At 38.8% G+C, this 20,547-nt stretch carries 17 protein-coding genes and 1 pseudogene; 9 read left to right on the plus strand and 9 right to left on the minus strand.

Annotated features, from left to right (window positions below; translation table 11 throughout):
* From FJR11_RS19135 to FJR11_RS19150, 4 genes and pseudogenes are all read right to left on the minus strand, one after another.
* Positions 1 to 841 (minus strand): annotated as a pseudogene (locus FJR11_RS19135) (hypothetical protein); the annotation flags it as partial.
* 400 nt (positions 842 to 1,241) lie between these two features.
* Complete coding sequence (locus FJR11_RS19140) at positions 1,242 to 2,486, minus strand: inorganic phosphate transporter (protein WP_168506632.1); 1,245 nt, start codon at positions 2,484 to 2,486, stop codon at positions 1,242 to 1,244.
* Between the two features lie 848 nt (positions 2,487 to 3,334).
* Positions 3,335 to 3,568, minus strand: coding sequence for a heterocyst-inhibiting protein PatX (gene patX / locus FJR11_RS19145; RefSeq protein ID WP_168506578.1), 234 nt, complete (start codon positions 3,566 to 3,568; stop codon positions 3,335 to 3,337).
* Positions 3,569 to 3,669: 101 nt separating this feature from the next.
* Positions 3,670 to 5,421, minus strand: a complete 1,752-nt coding sequence (locus FJR11_RS19150) for an FAD-dependent oxidoreductase (protein WP_168506634.1) — start codon at positions 5,419 to 5,421, stop codon at positions 3,670 to 3,672.
* A 205-nt stretch (positions 5,422 to 5,626) separates the two neighbouring features.
* Here FJR11_RS19150 and galE point away from each other — a divergent pair, with 205 nt between their 5' ends.
* Positions 5,627 to 6,625 carry a UDP-glucose 4-epimerase GalE gene (galE, locus tag FJR11_RS19155; protein ID WP_168506580.1) on the plus strand — a complete coding sequence of 333 codons (999 nt, stop codon included), beginning with the start codon at positions 5,627 to 5,629 and terminating at the stop codon, positions 6,623 to 6,625.
* 287 nt (positions 6,626 to 6,912) lie between these two features.
* Here galE and bchM read toward each other — a convergent pair whose 3' ends face one another.
* Both bchM and FJR11_RS19165 read right to left on the minus strand, forming a co-directional pair.
* Positions 6,913 to 7,605, minus strand: coding sequence for a magnesium protoporphyrin IX methyltransferase (gene bchM / locus FJR11_RS19160; protein WP_168506582.1), 693 nt, complete (start codon positions 7,603 to 7,605; stop codon positions 6,913 to 6,915).
* A gap of 80 nt (positions 7,606 to 7,685) precedes the next feature.
* Complete coding sequence (locus FJR11_RS19165) at positions 7,686 to 8,183, minus strand: DUF937 domain-containing protein (protein ID WP_168506584.1); 498 nt, start codon at positions 8,181 to 8,183, stop codon at positions 7,686 to 7,688.
* A 418-nt stretch (positions 8,184 to 8,601) separates the two neighbouring features.
* On the opposite strand from FJR11_RS19165, the gene FJR11_RS19170 reads away from it, so the two are divergent.
* The 5 genes from FJR11_RS19170 to FJR11_RS19190 all read left to right on the plus strand — a co-directional run bounded on the left by FJR11_RS19170 (position 8,602) and on the right by FJR11_RS19190 (position 15,279).
* Positions 8,602 to 10,143: a YcjF family protein gene (locus FJR11_RS19170; protein ID WP_168506586.1), complete on the plus strand. Its 1,542-nt coding sequence runs from the start codon at positions 8,602 to 8,604 to the stop codon at positions 10,141 to 10,143.
* Positions 10,144 to 10,255: 112 nt separating this feature from the next.
* A complete protein-coding gene (locus FJR11_RS19175) occupies positions 10,256 to 12,007 on the plus strand; it encodes a serine/threonine-protein kinase (RefSeq protein ID WP_168506588.1) in 1,752 nt (583 codons plus the stop codon).
* A gap of 206 nt (positions 12,008 to 12,213) precedes the next feature.
* A complete protein-coding gene (locus FJR11_RS19180) occupies positions 12,214 to 12,999 on the plus strand; it encodes an RNA polymerase sigma factor SigF (RefSeq protein ID WP_168506590.1) in 786 nt (261 codons plus the stop codon).
* Positions 13,000 to 13,439: 440 nt separating this feature from the next.
* A complete protein-coding gene (locus tag FJR11_RS19185; RefSeq protein ID WP_168506592.1) occupies positions 13,440 to 14,666 on the plus strand; it encodes a sulfite exporter TauE/SafE family protein in 1,227 nt (408 codons plus the stop codon).
* Complete coding sequence (locus FJR11_RS19190; protein WP_168506594.1) at positions 14,641 to 15,279, plus strand: hypothetical protein; 639 nt, start codon at positions 14,641 to 14,643, stop codon at positions 15,277 to 15,279. Before FJR11_RS19185 ends, FJR11_RS19190 begins: the two co-directional genes overlap by 26 nt.
* A gap of 116 nt (positions 15,280 to 15,395) precedes the next feature.
* Here FJR11_RS19190 and FJR11_RS19195 read toward each other — a convergent pair whose 3' ends face one another.
* Positions 15,396 to 15,989: a thylakoid membrane photosystem I accumulation factor gene (locus tag FJR11_RS19195; protein ID WP_168506596.1), complete on the minus strand. Its 594-nt coding sequence runs from the start codon at positions 15,987 to 15,989 to the stop codon at positions 15,396 to 15,398.
* A 231-nt stretch (positions 15,990 to 16,220) separates the two neighbouring features.
* Between FJR11_RS19195 and FJR11_RS19200 the strand changes: the two genes are divergently transcribed.
* The 3 genes from FJR11_RS19200 (at position 16,221) to FJR11_RS19210 (ending at position 19,007) form a co-directional block, all read left to right on the plus strand.
* Complete coding sequence (locus tag FJR11_RS19200) at positions 16,221 to 17,564, plus strand: Mur ligase family protein (RefSeq protein WP_168506598.1); 1,344 nt, start codon at positions 16,221 to 16,223, stop codon at positions 17,562 to 17,564.
* A 61-nt stretch (positions 17,565 to 17,625) separates the two neighbouring features.
* Positions 17,626 to 17,898: a hypothetical protein gene (locus tag FJR11_RS19205; RefSeq protein ID WP_168506600.1), complete on the plus strand. Its 273-nt coding sequence runs from the start codon at positions 17,626 to 17,628 to the stop codon at positions 17,896 to 17,898.
* A 125-nt stretch (positions 17,899 to 18,023) separates the two neighbouring features.
* Positions 18,024 to 19,007: a metal ABC transporter solute-binding protein, Zn/Mn family gene (locus FJR11_RS19210; protein ID WP_168506602.1), complete on the plus strand. Its 984-nt coding sequence runs from the start codon at positions 18,024 to 18,026 to the stop codon at positions 19,005 to 19,007.
* A gap of 50 nt (positions 19,008 to 19,057) precedes the next feature.
* On the opposite strand, the gene FJR11_RS19215 is transcribed toward FJR11_RS19210, so the two are convergent.
* Positions 19,058 to 20,059 (minus strand): WD40 repeat domain-containing protein, encoded by a 1,002-nt coding sequence (locus FJR11_RS19215; protein WP_168506636.1) that lies wholly within the window; start codon positions 20,057 to 20,059, stop codon positions 19,058 to 19,060.
* Positions 20,060 to 20,149: 90 nt separating this feature from the next.
* Positions 20,150 to 20,443 (minus strand): hypothetical protein, encoded by a 294-nt coding sequence (locus tag FJR11_RS19220; protein WP_168506604.1) that lies wholly within the window; start codon positions 20,441 to 20,443, stop codon positions 20,150 to 20,152.
* Between the last annotated feature and the right edge of the window lie 104 nt (positions 20,444 to 20,547).

The following is a 20,547-nucleotide window of genomic DNA, read 5'->3' on the forward strand; positions in this document are numbered from 1 at the left end:
CGAAAGAACTGGATTTAGGTATGTTCTCTGTTGTTGAAGATAATATCACCGCAGTGGCTGCTGATGTGGAATCACCGTTTGGTAATTCGTGAGCAATTAAAGTAACTGGTTCAACAATGATTTTTTGCGGAGATTTTTCCCCATTCCCATTTTGATGAGTTATGGCTTCGCTACGGAGGCTATCAGCCATTTGTAAAACTGTAGGTGCGCCCCCTGTTACTAATTTGAGGGAGTTAGCGTCTCTATTTTTTTCTACTTCACTGCGGAGACGATTCACAAATTCTGCTAATATTGCTTCCCCTTGCTGTTGTTGGCTATACATCCGCGACAACTGCTGGGAAAGATCACCTTGATAGTTTTTAAGTTCTTGCAATAGTGAACTAAAGGCCATGGTGACAGTATCATCTAGACTGTCAATCATGCTATTGACATTCTGTCCGATTTCGTTAATTGCATTATTATTTATTTCGGCATTCTGAAGCGCAACTTTATCAGGTGAGTCATGCTCTACGGCTTGAGTAGCTAGAGTTTTCAGTGAGGATTGTAATTGGGAAGAGATGTGTTTGGCTAAAACTTCTGCTAACTGACGGATTAACACTTGCTGTTCCGTGATTTGCCGTGATTGCTGTAACTGTTCTTTTTCCTCAATTAACTTTTGAATATCGTTAGATAATCGGTTTTTTTCAATTTCCAGGCGTTTCACATCTTCCTGTAACGTCCTCAACAGATTTTGTTGAAGATTTTCTAAATCCTCAACTACATCCCATAGAGCATTTTCTGCGGCTCTGGATAGCTCACCTCTAATGCGTGGGTTTTCTGGTCGCTTCTCAAATCGCCCCATCAGTTTCTAGCCTCTAACACCTTGATGATTAAGTTGCTGCCCCAGATACCAGATTGCTTCTGGCACACTGCGCGAACAACACTTATATTAAGTTTCCTTGAGAAAAGACAGGAAACTGAACAATTTTACTGAACTTATAAATTTAACTCACCTATAGAAGATTAGTACCTATCATTTCTTCAAAAAATGATAGTTATGAAATTCTTACATATCAATACCTAACTACAAGCATCAAATCAGTGCGGAATGCCTATTGCTTGATAGTTGCCATCATCATGGGTAACTATTAATTATCTATCTTTTACAAATCATTGTAATTAATAGGCAGAAATTATGCAAAATCTTCTCAAGCAGAGAGAAGTTCTGGCAAAATTCAAGAATTTACGGTGGTATTTTCACGTTAGTGCCAAAAAATTCCCATAATCGTGAAAATAGCGGCACTCAGGGCGGTACTGATAGGGACTGTAATTAACCAAGCAGCGGCGATATTTTGGATAGTGGAAAATTTTATTGATTTAATATTTTGTACCAGTCCAATACCCACAACTCCACCGATAAGGGCGTGAGAGGTGGAAACAGGTAAACCTAAGCGGGAAGCCAGCAAGATTGTCATGGCTGTAGCTAGTTCGGCGCAAAATCCGCTACTAGGTTCTAAGGAAATAATATTTTCGCCAATAGTGGCAATAACTTTTTTACCCCAAACTGCCAAACCTGCCACAATTCCCATCGCACCGAGAACCAGAATCCACGGGGGAATGGTGAGTTCATCACTGGGGACTTGACCTTGTTGATGAATATAGGAAATTATTGCTAGGGGAGCGATCGCATTACCAACATCATTAGAACCGTGAGCAAAAGCGACAAAGCAAGCACTCAAAACTTGAAATTTGGCAAATAAACCTTGAATTTTATGGTCAATTTGACTATTTGCCAATTGTCGCCAACTGATCAGAGTTAGGATAATTACGCCGATGCCACCGATGAATAGGGTAATGTCATGGGGGGGAATATTCAATTTTCCCTGTTCTATTAAAAACTGGCTCAGAGGTTGAGTGACTGTGGGGAGAACAATAATTCCAAATACACTCAATAGCAATGTACTTAACCAGGGAATCCATTCCTGTAACTGGGATAGGGGCTGGGGTTGGTTAAAAATCCAATATTGAATCAGACTATAAAACCCAGCGGCGATCGCCCCACTAATTATTGGTGTTAAAATCCAGCCAATGGTAATTAAACCAATGGATGACCAATCTATTGCTTCTATTCCTAATGCTACCCAAGTAAAGCCAGCGATCGCGCCCACAATGGCATGAGACGAAGACACAGGTAAACCCCTAGCTGTGGCAATTTGTAGCCATATCCCAGCCGTTAGCAGTACCGAAATCATCCCCATCACTAAAGTTTGTGGTGTCGTCGCAAATAAGGCTGGATTAGCGATTTTCGTGCCAAGGGTAGACGTTACCTCTTGTCCAAACAAGACAGCGCCAAGAAACTCTAACACCCCAGCAATAATAATTGCTTGCTTGAGTGTGATAGCCCCAGATCCCACAGAAGTTCCCATGGCATTAGCAACATCATTTGCACCCAAATTCCAGGCGACGTAGAAGGCTAAGAGGGCGACTATTGCGGTTTGGATGTCCATAAAATAAACCATTCACACCTGTTAACAGGTAAAAATTGTGATGAATGATTTACATTTTCCATTTTTTTGGCTGTAAAAATCCGGACGAGCTACTAAACTCGACAAAATGCTTAACAAAACTTAATTTTTCAAGAAATAGGTTGAAAACCTTGAACAATAATTACTGGGATTTTGCTTTTCAAAACCGTGAGGACAAAGTTGAGAAACTTGATCTATCCATCACTCTAACGAAATATCTCCTCTCAAATCCCAACTGATAGCTTTTGACCATATTCCCCAAGGACAAATCCGAGTCATAGATGTTGTTTGTGGTACTGGACAAACACTAAAGTTAATGAGAGCAACTTTACCTAAAGTGATGAGTTGACAAATTCAAATAAAAGTGTTCTTTTTCCTCGATTACGGTGATTATTTCCACCTATTAAAGCCTAATGTATAGCAACGGCTAGATTGGTACGTGTATTAGTGATTGAGTCACCAATACACGCCAAGGTTTGAGTAATTACCGGATGTTTTGATGAAATATTGAACAATTTTCCAGAGATGAAGTGCTGTAACTGTCTATGTTTTTAGCAGAGAAATTGAAATACTCATAGCTTGCGTGATGACGCAGGAGCCATACAACTGATCAACGATATAGTGCTTGTAACTATCTATATCTGGTGTCAGTCAAAGGAAAATTTACAAACGATAGAATCAAACAAGTGTAGTGCTGTAACTGTCTATGTCGTCTCGCTTCAAGAAGTGGGATGCAGGATTTGAAATATCCGATAATCCGGTAATATCATCTCGCTCGTTGGCAGGTATGACGCTCCAACTGTTAAATAACAAGAATTGACATTCCCAACTTATCCATCTAAGCCTCTGCGACCACTACCTCGATGAGGATTGGGCTTTTCGGGTTGATTGGGGCTAGGTTTGGAGTTATCAGCCAGGTTGAAACTTTGGTTAACCAAAGGTGAAAGCTGGGAATCAGACTTAGCCATTGACAGAGCGGAAAAACGAGTCTGTACTGCTTCGCAGTTAAAAGCTAAGGAGCCAAATACCAGACTCGATACTAAAAGTGAAATGGCAGCACGCATAGTAGATGTCTATTTTAGAACTCTCTACTTCACTAATACTTAACTTTGATATGTCTGTCCGGAAAATTCGGGAAAAAGTATTGTAGTTTACTGAATAAAAGTTAATTTGATACTTCTTCAAGATGCTCAACAAGTAACCAATTTCCAGACAGATTTGGCCGCCCCCAAATCTTGAGCATTGTGTCTGGGGGAAAAGCTTGTAATTGTTGGTCTATATTCGATCTCAACGTCACAAGCTGCCAATTTGTTGTAGTTAAATTGGTTTCTTTTGTAATATTAAATTGGTAATTTTGCTGATCTAGTCGTTGGAATTTGCCGATAAAGTAGTCGAGGTTTAATTTATTATCTTCCTCAACTAAAACATCAGGACAGTTACCATCGGCAGGATAAGCTTCTGGGTGGTCTAAATAATAAGTTTGCCAGTGCAACCAATCGGGATGATTAGTTAATAAGTTAAACAAGGGAACAATTACGCCAGGTGCATAGTCGTCTGTCAATAATGCAGCCTGCAAACTCTTCACTGGTAGATCCCTGGGCTGACATTCTAGCACAATACAAAGAGCAGCCGCCATACCCGCTGCTTGACCAATGCCCATGACTACTGGTTGAAGTCTTGTAGCCCCATTGGCAATGTGAGAAACGGAAATGTTTTTTTCGCAGACTAGTAAAGCATCTGTAGTGGCAGGAATCAGAGCGCGATAAGGGATAGTGAAGGGTGTTCCTGTCCATCTTCCACCCCAACGGATAGATTTAGGTTGGAGTAAAAACTCAATACCAGGATAATGGTGATCGTTGGCATAGTTACCGACAGCAATCGCATCAGGAAATGGTAATGCGGTTTTACTGTGCGCTAAAGGCAAAATATCCTGTTCAGAAACAGTTGTTAAACCTACTAGGCGGCGACTTTCCCGATAATAGGGATGGAGAGCAAAAGCGGAATCAGCATGAGGAAAAATATTTTCTGCTAATCCGTAACGCCTACCAAACTGGGTTTGAATGAAATGGGCAAAATTTTGACCGTGCCAAAAACATTCTTGCACAAATTCGCGCTTTTTAACATCCCCATCTAACAACCGATTGGCATTTTGGCAGTAATCGTTGCCCGCAATAGGCCAATTAATCATAAATCTATCTGCTGGTAAGCGTCCATAGTTCAAAAATTTTTCTGGACTATAGTTATCCCAAGCTCCTGTAAACTGGGATGGATCATAGTTAGGGGCTGGGATAATTGCTGGGGCGGTACTTTCTCCAAAGTCTTGCATTACCACTACCCAAGTTGGTGCTTGCACTGGATAGGTTTGGGTCAGGGTGTTAAAATTTGCTGGAGCGCTGGGTTCTCCCCATTCTGACTGCAATTCCCAACCCCAACGGTAAGGTACTTCTCCTAAAGCTAATAAATCTCCTAATTCTGTGCCGTCGAGAATAATTTTGGCGTTGACCGTGAAATCCGCAAAGCGTACACCTGTGATCCGGTCTTGGGTTCGCAAAACTTCTAAAGGCACTTGTCCCGAAATCCACTGAAGATTCGGTAATTCTCCCACCCAATCGGCAAATATTTCTGCACCTATCCGCGGATCATAACTGAAAAAGCTGACCCAACTATGATCTAATCCCCCCGGTTGTCTGCGTTGCAATTCCTGTAAAAAAGCCCCCCATAAACCAGTTTGAAAGGCTTGTAATTCGTTTCCGTCTGGTGCAGATACACCGGCAGAAGTTAGCATTCCTCCTAACCAGGGAAATTCACTGACTAAGATGGTTTTTACACCTCGTCGTGCTGCTTGGATAGCGGCCGCTGTTCCACCTGTGCCTCCACCAACTACTAAGACATCGGTTGTATAGGTTTGATTCATAATATTAAGTAAATTGCTTATTGGCTATTAGGAGACGTTGATCACACATTATCAAGAAAATGCCGAAAACCCTTGAAGGTGCCTCCGACTCAGGAGGAAACACCTGTGCTTTAGACAAAGGATGAAGTATGGAATTGGCAATTGGCTATTTTCCATAATTAAACTTAGGCTAAACTTAGATTCATAAAAGAACCATTAAGGAGAAATTATGTCAGCGGGAAAGCCTAGCATTTTGGTGACGGGGGGAGCAGGATATATTGGTTCTCATACGGTGTTAGCACTCAAGCAAGCTGGTTATGAGGTGGTAATCCTGGATAACTTGGTATATGGACACCGGGATTTAGTAGAACAGGTTTTACAGGTAGAATTGATCGCAGGGGATACAAGCGATCGCTCTTTATTAGATCATCTTTTTCAAAGTCGTAATTTTGCCGCAGTTATGCACTTTTCCGCCTATGCTTATGTAGGTGAATCTGTAACAGATCCAGCCAAATATTACCGGAATAATGTTTTAGGAACGCTGACATTATTAGAGTCAATGTTAGCAGCTTCTATTAATAAATTTGTCTTTTCTTCCACCTGTGCCACCTATGGTGTACCCAATTTTATTCCCATTACAGAAGATCATCCCCAAAATCCCATTAATCCCTATGGTGCAACTAAGTTAATGGTAGAAAGGATATTAACTGATTTTGATGTGGCATACAATTTTAAATCAGTGCGTTTCCGCTACTTTAATGCTGCTGGTGCTAATCCTCAAGGATTATTAGGAGAAGATCATGATCCGGAAACCCATTTAATCCCTTTGGTGTTACAAACAGCATTAGGTAAACGAGAAGCTATTAGCATTTTTGGCACAGATTACCCTACTCCTGATGGTACTTGTGTTCGGGATTATATTCATGTTAATGATTTAGCAGATGCCCATATTTTGGGATTGGAATATTTATTAAATGGTGGTGAAAGCGAAGTTTTCAACTTAGGAAATGGTAACGGTTTTTCAGTCCGAGAAGTGATTGCGGCGGCTGAAGATGTCACAGGTATGGTAATACCAGTAGAAGAATGTGATCGTCGTCCCGGAGATCCTCCAGCCTTAATTGGTACAAGTGAAAAAGCCAGAAAAATCTTGAATTGGCAACCCCAATATCCAGGTATTAAAGATATCGTCTCTCATGCTTGGCAATGGCATCAAAGCAGACATAAATAAATACCCCGCTGATATGGAAATACCAATATCCTCTAAGAGAACTCCACAAAAAAGATTATCCAATTTTGTGGGATGGGCATCTTGCCCGTCCTTGTATTATTAGCGGGCAAGATGCCCGCACCACAATAAGTTTTGGGATATTTTTTTAATTGGAAGTCTCTAAAGAATTCTAACAACTTGCCTTGGGTCATTTTCCCCCCGTAGTACAAGCTAATAACTCGTGAATAACAAAAATCCCGACTTCTTGAAGAAATCGGGAATATCAAGTATAAATTATACTATATTTACTAAGCAGATGTACGAGTTGCTTCTAGTAAACTGGAAAAGTAGAACTTTGTCCGTGTCATAGCTTTTCTTTGGATTGAAAAGCCATTTTTTTGCAGGATTTTGATCACATCAGCTTCACGGTGTAAATAAGCGCGAGTAGTTTTACTCGGACCAGGAAAGAACGTACCGATTTTCTTGAGGATAGTCAGAAAACAGGTTTTAGGGGCAAAACTAAGAATGACTCTTGATTGTGCTAAAGAACATAGGTGAGAAATCATTTCATCAGCTTTTTCCTGGGGGTAATGAATCAGAACATCTAAACAGATGACGGTGTGATAATTACCACTTAAAGATTCTAAATCCTGTACCGCAAAGGAGGGATTTACGGTATTTGACAAAGCCATTACAGCCCTATCCTGGGCTTCTGATACCATTTTGGCGGAAATATCACTGGCGTAGACTTTAGCGCCATCTATGGCGAGGGGAATACTCAGACTACCTACACCACAGCCAGCATCACAAATTGATAATGATGGTAAATTGTTGTCAGCTTTTAACCAGCCGATGACATTATCCACGGTTTGCTGATGTCCAGTGCGAATATCTAGCTGGACTTTATTGACTTCACCATCACCATAGATGCGTTGCCACCGATCAAAGCCTGTGGAGTTGAAGTATTCGCGGACTATTGTTTTATCGTCGGCTACGGTCATAAACTCAATTATTAACGGTTCACAATTCTCAAAATTATCACTTGTCAGTGAATTCTTTGCGGAAATTTTTGCTGTCAGTGTTAAATTCTTAAAAACCGACTAGCTAATTTAATCGCGTCAGCAATATCCACATCACCATCACCGTCAGCATCTAGAAATTGATTTAGCAAGGGATTACCACCAGATTGCAAGAAACTCAAGATTAAAGGGACTAAAGTTGGTAATAATTGCTGAATGGTATTCACATCCAATCTAGTAACCTGGGCGGCATTTTCCGCTACTTGTGCTTGGATATCTGGAGAAAATAGGCTATCTACGGCTTGGGAATCAGAAGAAGTTCCTGCAAATTGATTTACTAAATCTTGTACGGATTCACTTCCGTCGCTGGCTTGTTTCGCTTGTAAAGATGATTGTACCTGTTTACCGACTACTGATAAAATTGATTGCATGGTGGAGGAGTCTGCACCAACGCCATTACCTAATTGTTTAACGGTGGTGGCAATATTTACCAAGTTATCCAAACCACCTGGTTGAGTGGAATTAGTAACCGCGCCAAGAATTTGATCAAGTAGTCCCATTTATTTTTTCCTGTTGTTTTTAATTTCTCTAATTATCAATAATACAACAAAATAGCAGAGTAAATATTCAAATTGACTAGCTGTTTAAAAATAGATATCGCTTACTAATAGTCCTCCAGATGTACCCAAAATTGTTATTCCCAGGGAAAGAGTATACCCAAAGACAATTTTTTTTCTGATACTTAAGAGAGGGAATAATTTTTTGAAAGAGCTAAAATATTTGAATTCAGAAAAAATTTCATAGTCTGAATCGGCTTTTCAATTTCCCCTTAATTGGGGTTAAAGAACAAATGCAGAATTTAATCGCCGATCATTAAGGATACATTGCACACAAACTAAATGTTAGTTTAACAAAAATTATGGCTTTTTACTTTCTATACTAGAAAAAAACACTATATAGTTACTATATTTATCATTCATGCCTTTATCGCGCATTGTCACTCTGATTGTTGGCCTAATCGTCATTTTGGCGTTAACCCTATGGCTAATTGATTCTCTCTCCCGGCTGTACTGGCAGTTGTCCTATTCCCCGTTGTTAGGTAATTTACTATTATTACTACTAGTTTTACTGATTGGTGGTTTAATTGCCGCTTTTATTTATTATGTACTAGTGCTGCGAAAGGGAGAAGAGAAATCCCGACAAAAACGGCACAGAGTGACTGCCGCCCAAATTCCCGCCGCTAAATCTGATGCTGCTTCTTCTACTCTCCAAGCGGTACGTCAACAAGTAGCCCAAATTCAAGATGAAGTTACACGCCAAGCTTTACTGAGTCGCACTAGGGAAATTGAAGCGAATTTAGTCAGGGGTGAAATTCAAGTTGTTGTCTTTGGTACAGGTAGTGCGGGGAAAACTTCCCTGGTGAATGCGATTATGGGGCGGATAGTCGGCGAAGTAAATGCCCCTATGGGAACAACTCAGGTAGGAGAAACCTATTGTTTACGCTTGAAAGGATTGGAAAGAAAGATATTAATTACCGATACTCCAGGGATTTTAGAACCAGGGGTAGCGGGTACAGAACGGGAACAACTGGCTAGGGCTTTAGCCACAGAAGCCGATTTACTGTTATTTGTGGTGGATAATGATTTGCGGCGTTCTGAATATGAACCTCTGCGGGGGTTAGCGGAAATTGGTAAGCGATCGCTTTTAGTCCTGAATAAAACAGATTTATATACTGAAACTGATACAGAAGTAATCTTGGCAAGATTGCGGGAACGGGTACGGGGGTTTATTGCTACCAATGATGTTGTTGCCATCGCCGCCAATCCCCAAATAGCAAAATTAGAAACTGGTGAAACTTTCCAACCCGAAGCGGATATTATCCCCTTATTGCGTCGCATGGCTTCTATCTTACGCGCTGAGGGAGAAGATTTAGTAGCAGATAATATTCTTTTACAATCTCTGCGCTTAGGAGAAGAAGCCCGGAAACTTATAGACTCCCAACGTCGTCGTCAAGCTGATAAAATCGTTGAACGTTATCAATGGATTGGCGCAGGTGTAGTTTCAGTCACACCATTGCCCATGGTAGATTTACTCGCAACCGCCGCCGTTAATGCCCAAATGGTAGTAGAAATTGGCAGACTCTATGGTTGTGATTTAAACATGGAACGGGGCAAAGAATTAGCCCTATCTTTAGGCAAAACTATTGCTGGTTTAGGTATCGTCAAGGGGGCAATTCAGTTATTATCAACGGCTTTGCAACTGAACGTTGCTACTTTTATTGTCGGGAGGGCAATTCAAGGAGTCACAGCCGCATATTTAACCCGCATTGCCGGGAAAAGCTTTATTGAATATTTCCGCCATGATCAAGATTGGGGAGATGGAGGAATGACAGAAGTTGTCCAACAACAGTTTCAGATTAATCGCCGTGATGAGTTTATCAAAGTTTTTGTCCAAGAAGCGATCGCTAAAGTCGTCAAACCATTAACTGATAGCTTTGCAGAAAAGGAAGATCATCAGTAAAAATACTTAAACTATCATTATCAGATTTCACATACTGAATTATTCTTTATAATTCCGGAAAATAGCAGCCGATGTCAGAAAAGATATATAAGGATTTCTGAGTAATTGGATCATGAGCAAGCAGATGATCGGCAAAGTATTACAAGAGCGTTACCAAATTGTTCAACCACTTAGCGCAGGAGTGTTTGGACAAACATTTATCGCTGTAGATATATACCACCCAGAAAAACCCAGATATGTTGTTAAACAACTCAAGGTTAACAACTATCAATCTACATCCTACTTTGATTACCTCAGATTACGGTTTTTAACAGAAACTGAAACCCTGAAACATTTAGGCCGTCACCCTCAAATTCCGGAACTAATTACCTGCTTTGAAGAAAATGAGCGCTTTTATCTAGTCCAACAATTTATTCCCGGAGAGTCTTTAGCTGCGGAATTGCCTAACAACCCTGAAAGTCTAGGCAAATGGGGTGAAGCTGATATTATCAAATTTCTGGAAGATGCTTTATCTATTCTCGAATTTGTTCACTCCCAAGGCTTTATTCATTGCGATATTAAACCAGAAAATTTAATTAGACGGGCTATAGATGCCAAATTGGTGTTAATTGACTTTGGTTCAATTCAACCAATAGACTTTAGTTTGGAAACAGAATTCTCTATAGATCAAATTCCTGTTACATCATTAGGTTACATTCCCCCAGAACAATTTATTGGTCAAACTCAGCCCAATAGTGACCTTTATTCCTTGGGAATAATTGCTATTCAAGCGATTACAGGACTTTCACCTCTGCAATTAGAAATTGATGCCGAAACTAATGAAATTATTTGGTGTGATGATGACACACCTATCAATGATTATTTAGTTGGTTTCCTCAGTCAGATGATCCGTTATCAACACCAAGAACGGTTTCAATCTGCTAATGAAGCACTATGGGTACTCAAGCATATAGAATGGGAAAATCAGCCAGATGGAATCATTGTAGAATCTCCATTATTTTCCGAAAATATTACAACTACAACTCAAAAATCTCAACCATTACTAGCAGGACTGCGATTAGGGTTATTAATTAATTCCGTGCTGATAGGATTGGGAGTATATTCTTTATTTAATAATTCTCAAGCTTACTCAGCTACAGAAACTTTATATAAAGCTATCGCAAAATACCAATCTGGAGATCTGCAAAAAGCGATTAATTTAGCTCAGTCAATCCCCATTCATAGCAATGTTTATCCAGAAGCCCAAGCTTCAATTGAAGAATGGCAAAAGCAATGGCAACAAGATTCAGAACATTATTTTTTAGCTGAAAAAGCGTTGACAGAATACCGATGGTCAGATGTATTACATCATGGTCTTCAAGTTCCCGTGAATTCCTATTGGCAATCAAAAATTCAGCCCTTGGTTGAACAAGCAAGAGTAAATATAGAGGCACAAACACAAGCTTTGTTAGCTAAAGCCTATGCAAAAGCGGAAGAGAGAGATTTTTCCACAGCTTTATATTACTTACAGCAAATACCTGAAGAAAGCTCCGCTGGTGCTATAGTTAAACAAAAATTATCTGAATACAATCAAAAACGTCAAGTTAGATCAGGATACTATTTATATCAAGCTCACAATCAAGCATCTGTAGGTGACTTTTTTGGGGCAATTAAACTCCTCCAAAGAGTTCCCAAAGATGCTGATGTCTATGCACAAGCAAAAACCAAAATCCAAGAATATTCCCAAAAACTACGTCTACGTAATCAACAACAAGAATTAGCTATACTGAAAACAGTTTCCGTTTCCGAAAAGAAAAATACAATTCCGCAGAGAGTATATCTTCAAATAGAAGATTCTTTGCAAGAAGTAAATATTCGTAATTAAGCTGAGAAATGGGAGTAAAAGATAATTCTCCTAATTTTTCCTGATATTTCTCAGTATTATCACTGATTTTTATATTTAAGATTTAGTAAAATTCAGTAAAATGACTATAGCTTATTTAGCCTGAACTAAGGAAAATATGGACAGGCTTAAAAATAATATACGCAACTCCATTATTTGTACACAGAGATTAATACAAAGGAATTGATATGACATTCAATGAGTCCTCTGCTCGTTCTGATGGTATTGATCTATTATACCTATACCATCAAAACCCCACTATTAAACTGCGTAATCAATTAGTAGAATTACATAAGGGTCTAGTGCGAAAAATCGCCTATAAATTTAGTCATAGATGTTATGAACCTTATGAAGATTTGGAACAAATCGGATATTTTGGCTTAATTAGGGCCATAGAACGTTTTGATCCTTTCCAAGGATATGCCTTCAGTTCCTTTGCTGTACCGTATATTCGCGGTGAAATTTTACATTTTTTGCGGGATAACTCTACTTTAGTCAAAATTCCCCGTCGTTGCCAAGAACTTTACAATCAAGGGCAAAAAATTCGTAAAGAATTAGGAATATCTTTAAATCATCCTCCCAAAGAAATTGAAATTGCTAATAAGTTGCGTATATCCCTGGAAGAGTGGCAAAAAACCAAGTTAGCAGCCCAAAATCGAATGCCTTTAAGTCTAGATAATACAACATCTAATTATGTAGATTTCCCTATCACCTGGGCTGACTTAATTCCCTGTCCCCATGCCACAGCACTTCAGCAACAGCAAGAAGAACAACAACAATTGGAAGGGGCTATGAGTATGCTTGATGATAAGCCACGTCTTGCGGTGGAATTAGTATTTGTCAAACAATTAACTCGCAAAGATGCAGCTAAGAAAATCGGGGCTACACCAATGACAGTAACAAGATACTTGCAACAAGGTATACAACAATTAATTACTTATTTGCAACCAACCACCATTGCGACTGGATCTTAAAATACCTATAAGGATGACTAAATTTTTGCTAACAAATCCGGTGGGTTTTTGGCATTTTGGCATTTTTTCCACTTGTTACATTGTTATTCTGGGTACGCGAATGTCTTTGTGCGATAATTCCGACTTGCAGAATCCCTCGGCCCACAACCGGGGGTATTTTTTATTCAGCTATATAACGATCTTTCTGGATTTTCCAAAATATTTAAAAATCAAGACAACATAACGCAGATTGCGTAATTTTACTTTGCTTAGGAAAAATTAATCCGTTTTGATAACAAAGCCCGAATCAAGGTATGGCAAAATTAACAAATCCCAACTAGAGAAAATAAAATATCACAGCTACACCAAGTTTGACAGCTTGTCTTTTGACATGGACATCATGGTAAGAGATGAAAAAGGTATACTTTCCCCATTGCCAGTTCCCAGTTCCCATAATTAATATGCTAGATTTATTACTCATCACGCTTCTAGGGTTTCTGGGCAGTTTTGGACATTGCTTTGGGATGTGTGGACCGCTAACCGTAGCTTTTTCTCTTTCTCAACAGCGACAAAATCCGACTTGGCAACAGCAATTAAAATTTCATACCTTACTCAACTTAGGGCGAATGTTGAGTTACGCTTTAGTTGGTGCTGGCATTGGTGCTATCGGTTCAGTATTAGTAGAAGGTGGACAACTGGCAGGAGTTGGTAGTGATTTGCGGCGTTGGATAGCCATCATTACAGGTATAATGCTGATTTGGTTTGGTTTAGGACAGGTAAAACCAGATTTTCTACCGCATATTCCCCTATTACACCCCATCTTAAAAGGGAATTTACACAACCGTTTGAGTGCGGCTATGATGAAATTATCTTCACAAACTCAATGGTGGACACCGGCACTTTTAGGCATGACATGGGGATTAATGCCCTGTGGTTTCTTATATGCGGCTCAAATTAAAGCTGCGGCTACAGGGAATTTGTGGCAAGGTCTAGCGACAATGTTAGCTTTTGGGATGGGAACCCTACCCATTATGCTGGGTGTAGGTGTTTCTACAGCATTAATTAGTAAAGATCGCCGCAGTCAATTATTTCGCTTGGGTGGGTGGGTAACTCTGATTATTGGTGCTATCACCCTATTACGGACGGGGGATACCATGACAGACTATAGCGGACACGCTGCCCTAATCTGTTTAATTCTTTCATTGATTGCTCGTCCTGTGAATAGTTTTTGGTCTGCACCCCTGCGTTACCGACGGGCTTTAGGAGTTGGGGCGTTTGTTCTGTCTGGGGTACATACTATCCATAATGTTGAACACTCACTCAACTGGAATTTCAACGCTGTTTGGTTTTTACCGCTAGAATTCCAATGGGGGATGGGTGCAGGGGCTGTAGCATTGGTATTAATGACTCCCGCTGCTTGTACAAGTTTTGATTTTCTGCAAAAGTTGTTAGGTAAACATTGGCGACCAATCCATCTTTTGAGTGTACCAGCTTTGTTATTGAGCGCTATTCATACGGTGTTGATTGGTTCTCATTACCTGGGTGCTTTAAAATTAAGTTGGCAAAACCAATTAGCAGCGGTTTCTCTGGGCATAATTACCTTTGCTGTATTGTTGATCCGTTCACGGTATTTTTGGTTATATTTACATCTAGAAAAGTTTTATGTTCCTCCCAATAAGTCGCGGTAAATTCACTATTTCTTCTCCACAGAAGAGCAAAATAAAGTATCTATTATTATTAGTTTTATCTAGTTTGATAGTTACTACAAATACTCAAGTTTTAGCCCATACTGTCAAAATATCGGCAGATGTTGGTGGTACTATCCATATAGAACCTAATGATAATCCTCGCGCTGGGGAAGTTACTCAAGCTTGGTTTGCCCTGACTCGGAAGGGTGGTAAGGTAATTCCTTTAAAAGATTGTCATTGTCAGTTGGCTATTTATGCTGAACCCCATGCAGCCGGAGAACCGGCATTACTTGAACCTCCATTACAACCTATTCAGGCTGAACGGTATCAAGGCATACCAGGCGCAAAAGTTACTTTTCCCAAACCAGGGGCTTACCAGTTGCAATTGAGTGGTAAACCTGTAACTGAGGGAAGTTTTCAACCTTTTGAGTTAAAGTTTCCTGTGACTGTGGCCACGGGAAAAACTATAGATACTCTTCAACCTGGGCAAAATCTAATTGAGGCTAGACCAAGAACAACAATTGGGTTAGCACAACCTTTGATTTGGTTGGGAATTTTACTACTGTCTGGAGGAATTGTCGTTTTCTTAATACAGAATATGAAGAAGAACTAAATGATATTTGAAAAATTTTAAGTAGTGTAGGGTGGGCATTGCCCACCAAAACCCACCTACGGTGGGCATTGCCCACCCTACTTGTATTTCAAAAATCAAATAATAGTTCTACATATCTATTGATCTTCTAATTGACTACTGAATTCTTTAGGTGAACGTCGTCTTAACTCAACTGACTCAGTGCGGGGTAATAAGTCAAATACTTCTCTCAACTTGTCGTCTATTTCCTCAAAAGGGACTTGACCTTTTTTATTCAAAACTACCTTACCCGACTGGTCAAAAACTACAACTTGAGGAACACTTCCGCCATAGTAATATCCTGGTTCTGTCGGTTCATAGGTCTTATCAGCTAAAATAGTATCAACGCTGATAGGAATGATTTCTGATGCGCGGCCATAGAATGCTTGCATCTCGGAAACAACTGGCGCATATTTTTTGCAATCGCTACTATCATCAGTGTAAAATGTCACTATCGCTGGTTTATGTTGTGCTAATGTCTGCGCTAGTGTTTCCTTGGAAGGGACTAAAGAACCATTACCAGCATAAATTACAAAAATATTGCCATCATATCGGTCATCTTTAATACCTGCTAATGCTGGCTGCATACTAATTATGAATAGGCAAACAAGCAGCAATAAGCATTTTGACACTAACCGTCGCCAATTAGTAATTATTTGAGTTTGTAAAAAAAGCCACTTTATGCTATTCATTAACAGAAACCTTGTCTTTGCTACTATTTTTCCTAAGTTTGTGCTGAACTGATGTTAACTAGTTTGGATAATCATCATACGCACACACTATTTTTTAAGATAACCTTTACATGGTATTTTCTGGAAAAAATTATTTCTTAGTGAGACTATACTCATTTTGATGCTATCTTTTCTAATTAGTTAAACTTACCAGTTTAAATTCTTTTTGCAATTATAGGTTATTAATAAATCATGACTGTGGGTAAGAAAATAAAAGTTATAGATAGACTCCGCTTGGGTTTTGCAGTATCAATGGCAAAAAGTGTCACGTTTTTGGTGAGGTCACTGCGTCTTGGTGCTGCTAGTGTCTTACCAGGTTCTATTGCGCGACGGATAGAACCGCGCATTTTAGAGTTATTAAGTCAGCAAGTGAAGAATGGCGTAATTCTCATTGCTGGGACGAATGGGAAAACTACTACAGCGTTACTGTTATGCACTATTTTAGAACGAAAGGGTTTTCGTGTTGCCCATAATTCTACAGGTGCAAATCTCGAAAATGGGTTAGCAACGGCTTTAATAGACAATGCTAATCTCTTGGGAAACCTCAATGTAGATTATGCAATTTTGGAAGTTGATGAAAATATAGTTCCCAAGGTTTTAAAACCTCTAGAACCTCGAATTATTCTCTGTTTAAATCTGTTCCGTGACCAACTGGATAGATATGGAGAAGTAGATAGTATTAGTAAGCGGTGGACAAAGGTAATTGCTACTTTACCAGAAACAACGGTAGTTATTCCCAATGCTGATGATCCAACTTTATCATATTTGGGTCAACAGTTACCCCAAAAGGTTTTATTCTTTGGTTTAAATGAACCAGAAAATTATTTAGAAGCTATTCCTCACGCGGTTGATTCTATCTATTGTCCTAAATGTGGTCATGCTTTAGATTATCAAGGGGTTTATTTATCTCATTTGGGAGATTTTACTTGTCCTAGTTGTGGTTTTACTAAAAGTCAACCCGCATTAATCAGTCAGGAATGGTCACAAATTCTCGTTGGTTTGTACAATAAATATAATACTTTAGCCGCAGCCACAGCGGCGCAAGAATTAGGAGTTGATGAAGTTAGTATCAGAGATGGAATTAATAATTTCCAAGCGGCTTTTGGTCGTGCAGAAGATTTAGTTATTGATGGTAAACGGGTGAGAATTTTATTATCAAAAAATCCCGTAGGAACAAATGAAACTATTCGTGTCGTCACTCAAAGTACCGATAAAACTACTTTATTGGTGTTGAATGACCGGACTCCAGATGGTACTGATGTATCATGGATTTGGGATGTGGATACAGAAAAGTTAGTAGCACGGGGTGGAACTTTGGTTGTCAGTGGCGATCGCGTGTATGATATGGCTTTACGTCTGCGTTATAGTCAAGAGTCTGTAGAGAGTAACATTAACCTGATTGTAGAGTCAGATTTGCACAAAGCGATCGCCACTGCTCTAGAGCATACACCAGCAAATGAAACTTTGCACATTCTCCCCACTTATTCAGCCATGCTAGAAGTCCGAGAAGTATTGACTGGTAGAAAAATCCTCTAACAACTGACAACTGAGCAATAATTAGCTATGCTGTATCAGCAGCAGTGTTTATGGGTGAATTATGAAAATAGTCAAACTGATTTTGCTTGCTTTTCCCGTGTTTTTAGCATCTCTGCTATTGGTAATTAATCCAGCACACGCTTCCAGATTGAAATCTACACCTGCTGCACAAATAATTGTGGTGTCATCTACTCAAGCAAATCTTGATCTAGCTACACCGCAAATAAATAACATCACACATTCTGTGATAGAGCAAACTGGTTGCAGTTGCGCTAATTGTGTTCAAGGTAATTTGCAAATGTTACAAGGTAAGTTACCTATGGTTGGCATTTAATAAGTTAGATGAATCAATGTTTTACAAGACACAGCAAGTCTGTGTCTTTATTACTTTATATAATTCTCCAACTGAGAAAGTTTAAATTCTAGACTTTTTAATATATTCATCAATTAAAATAAATTATGTTAGAAAGAAAACTATCTACACATTTATTCAAAACTACTATTTTAGGTTTAGTGCTGGGTTTATTCGGCTGTGGGAATAAAACTATGAGTACAACATATAATCTCAGTAATAAAACCATTAATAATAATTTACCTGTAGTAGTAGCAACTAATAGCATAATTTGCGATTTAACAAAACAAGTTGCTGGAAATACAATTAACCTGATTTGCTTAATTCCTCCTGGTATTAATCCCATAAATTATAAACCGATACCAGAAGATATTCAAACTATTGAAAATGCTAATTTAGTTTTATATCATGGTTATAATTTTGAACCAGGTTTAATAAAAATAATTAAGACAATTAAAAACTCTCAACCAAAAATTGCGGTTGCTCAACTTGCTGTTATAAATACTGTTAAAGTCAAACAAAACCGTAAACAAATTACTGAGCCTCATGTTTGGCATAATCCCAAAAATACTATTAAAATGGTAGAAATAATTAATAGTAATTTAATTAAATTAGCACCAAAAAACAAAAATACTTATACTAAAAATAGTAAAAAAATAACTAGAGAAATCAATCAAATCAATAGTTGGATTAAAGTAAGATTAGCTAGTATTCCCGCTAAAAATTGGCAATTAATTACAGCTAATGAAGCAATGATTTATTATGTCAAGGCTTATGATATGCCATATACTGGAAGTTTAGCAAATATCAAAAATATAGAAAAATTGACAGATACAAAAGTCAAAAATTTGGCTAGAGATATTCAAAAATCTAAAGTACCAACAATTTTTGCAGATACAATCACCAACTCCAATTTACTTGCACCTATAGCCAAAGAAGCTAAAGTCAAGGTTTTTCAAAGGCCACTTTATATTGATGGACTAGGTGAAGCGGGAAGTGACGGAGAAACCTATCAAAAAATGATGGCGGCTAATACAAGAATAATTGTAGAAGGATTGGGGGGAACATATCTAAAATTTGAGCCTAAATAATGTTTTAGAGGAAATATGATAATCTTTAATTTTTATAAATGAAAACTAATTTAATTTTTCTCAAGTTTCCAAATATTGATTTTTCTATCAAATCCACCACTAGCCAGGGTTTTACCATCTGGACTAAAAGCAATTGCACTTATCCAATCATGAGAATTATCAAGTGATTTTTCTAATTCACCTGTAGTTAAATCCCACAATCTAATGCCATCTTTACCCCCACTAGCCAGAGTTTTACCATCTGGATTAATAGCGATAGCATTTACCCAATTATGATGTCCCTTTAGCGTTAAAACTTCTTTGCCAGTATTAACATTCCAAACTTTAATTGTATTATCCCGGCTACCACTAACCAACTTTTCGCCATTAGGAGTAAAAGCTAAAGATGTGACTATTTGCGAATGTCCTTTTAACTGATCAATTAATTCACCACTAGTCAAATTCCACAGTTTAATTACACCTTTATGATCACCACTAGCTAAAGTTTGACCATCAGGACTAATAGCTAAAGTATAAATAACATTATCAAACCGGACTAACGTTGCTAATGGACGCTGTTGTCGTAAATCCCACAAACGAATTCCGTCTAAACCGCCACTAATCAAAATTTTACCATCAGGAGTTATAGCTAAAGACAATACTTGGCTGGTATGTCCTAACAAAACACGGTTAAAGACCAAGTTTTTCAGATTCCAAAGATTAATCCTGTTCTCACTACCAGCACTAATAAAAGTTTGACCATCTGGAGTAATGGCCATAGATTCTACCGCTGCTGAATGTGCCTTACGAATATTTCCGATATTTTTACCAGTTTGAAAATTCCAAAAGTGGATACTACCTTCATTTTCACCCCCACCACTGACCAGCATTTTTCCGTTAGGACTGAAGATCAGGGATTTGACAATACCTGTATGGGCAACAAAACTATGCAGCAGTTGAGGTTCCGCAAGGCTATTGCTACCTACTGAATTTGGGACTAGATCATTGGCAGCTTCAGCAGGATTAATCCTGAAGTTTTGCCCAATTTGAACAGATATCAGGACAAATGCCATTAATACCAGAATCTTGCTTCTGTCTCTTCTTTGACTGCTCGCAGTTTTGCTGAATTTCCAGAATAAATTTAACAATTTCATTGCCAATAATTACTGACGGGGTTTTTTCTTAGAAACCTTCAGCACAGGTAAAGGATCAGCAGAAGACTGAGGAGGTAAATAATATTGAACCACAGGCTCTTCTGGTAAAGACGGACGTTGCTGCATTCGCCATAATTTAAAAGCGAGAGCAATTCCGGCTGTTCCTAGACCAAAAGTGAAAAGTGACCAACTATCATCCAACCCACCAATCAGAGCATCTACAATACCCATTGTTATAAACGCACTGATTAGAGGTTCTTTGCGGTAGGCTGACTTTAAAAAACGAGGCAATACAGCATTCATCACAGCTTACTTAGTTCCACTTAGAGTTTTTATATAGATTTACTCAGGATATCCCGACTACGATTTGTCTGTTTCATCAAAGGCAAATAATAGCACAAACAATT

Source organism: Anabaena sp. UHCC 0187 (genome assembly GCF_009712035.1).
Taxonomy (GTDB): Bacteria; Cyanobacteriota; Cyanobacteriia; order Cyanobacteriales; family Nostocaceae; genus Dolichospermum.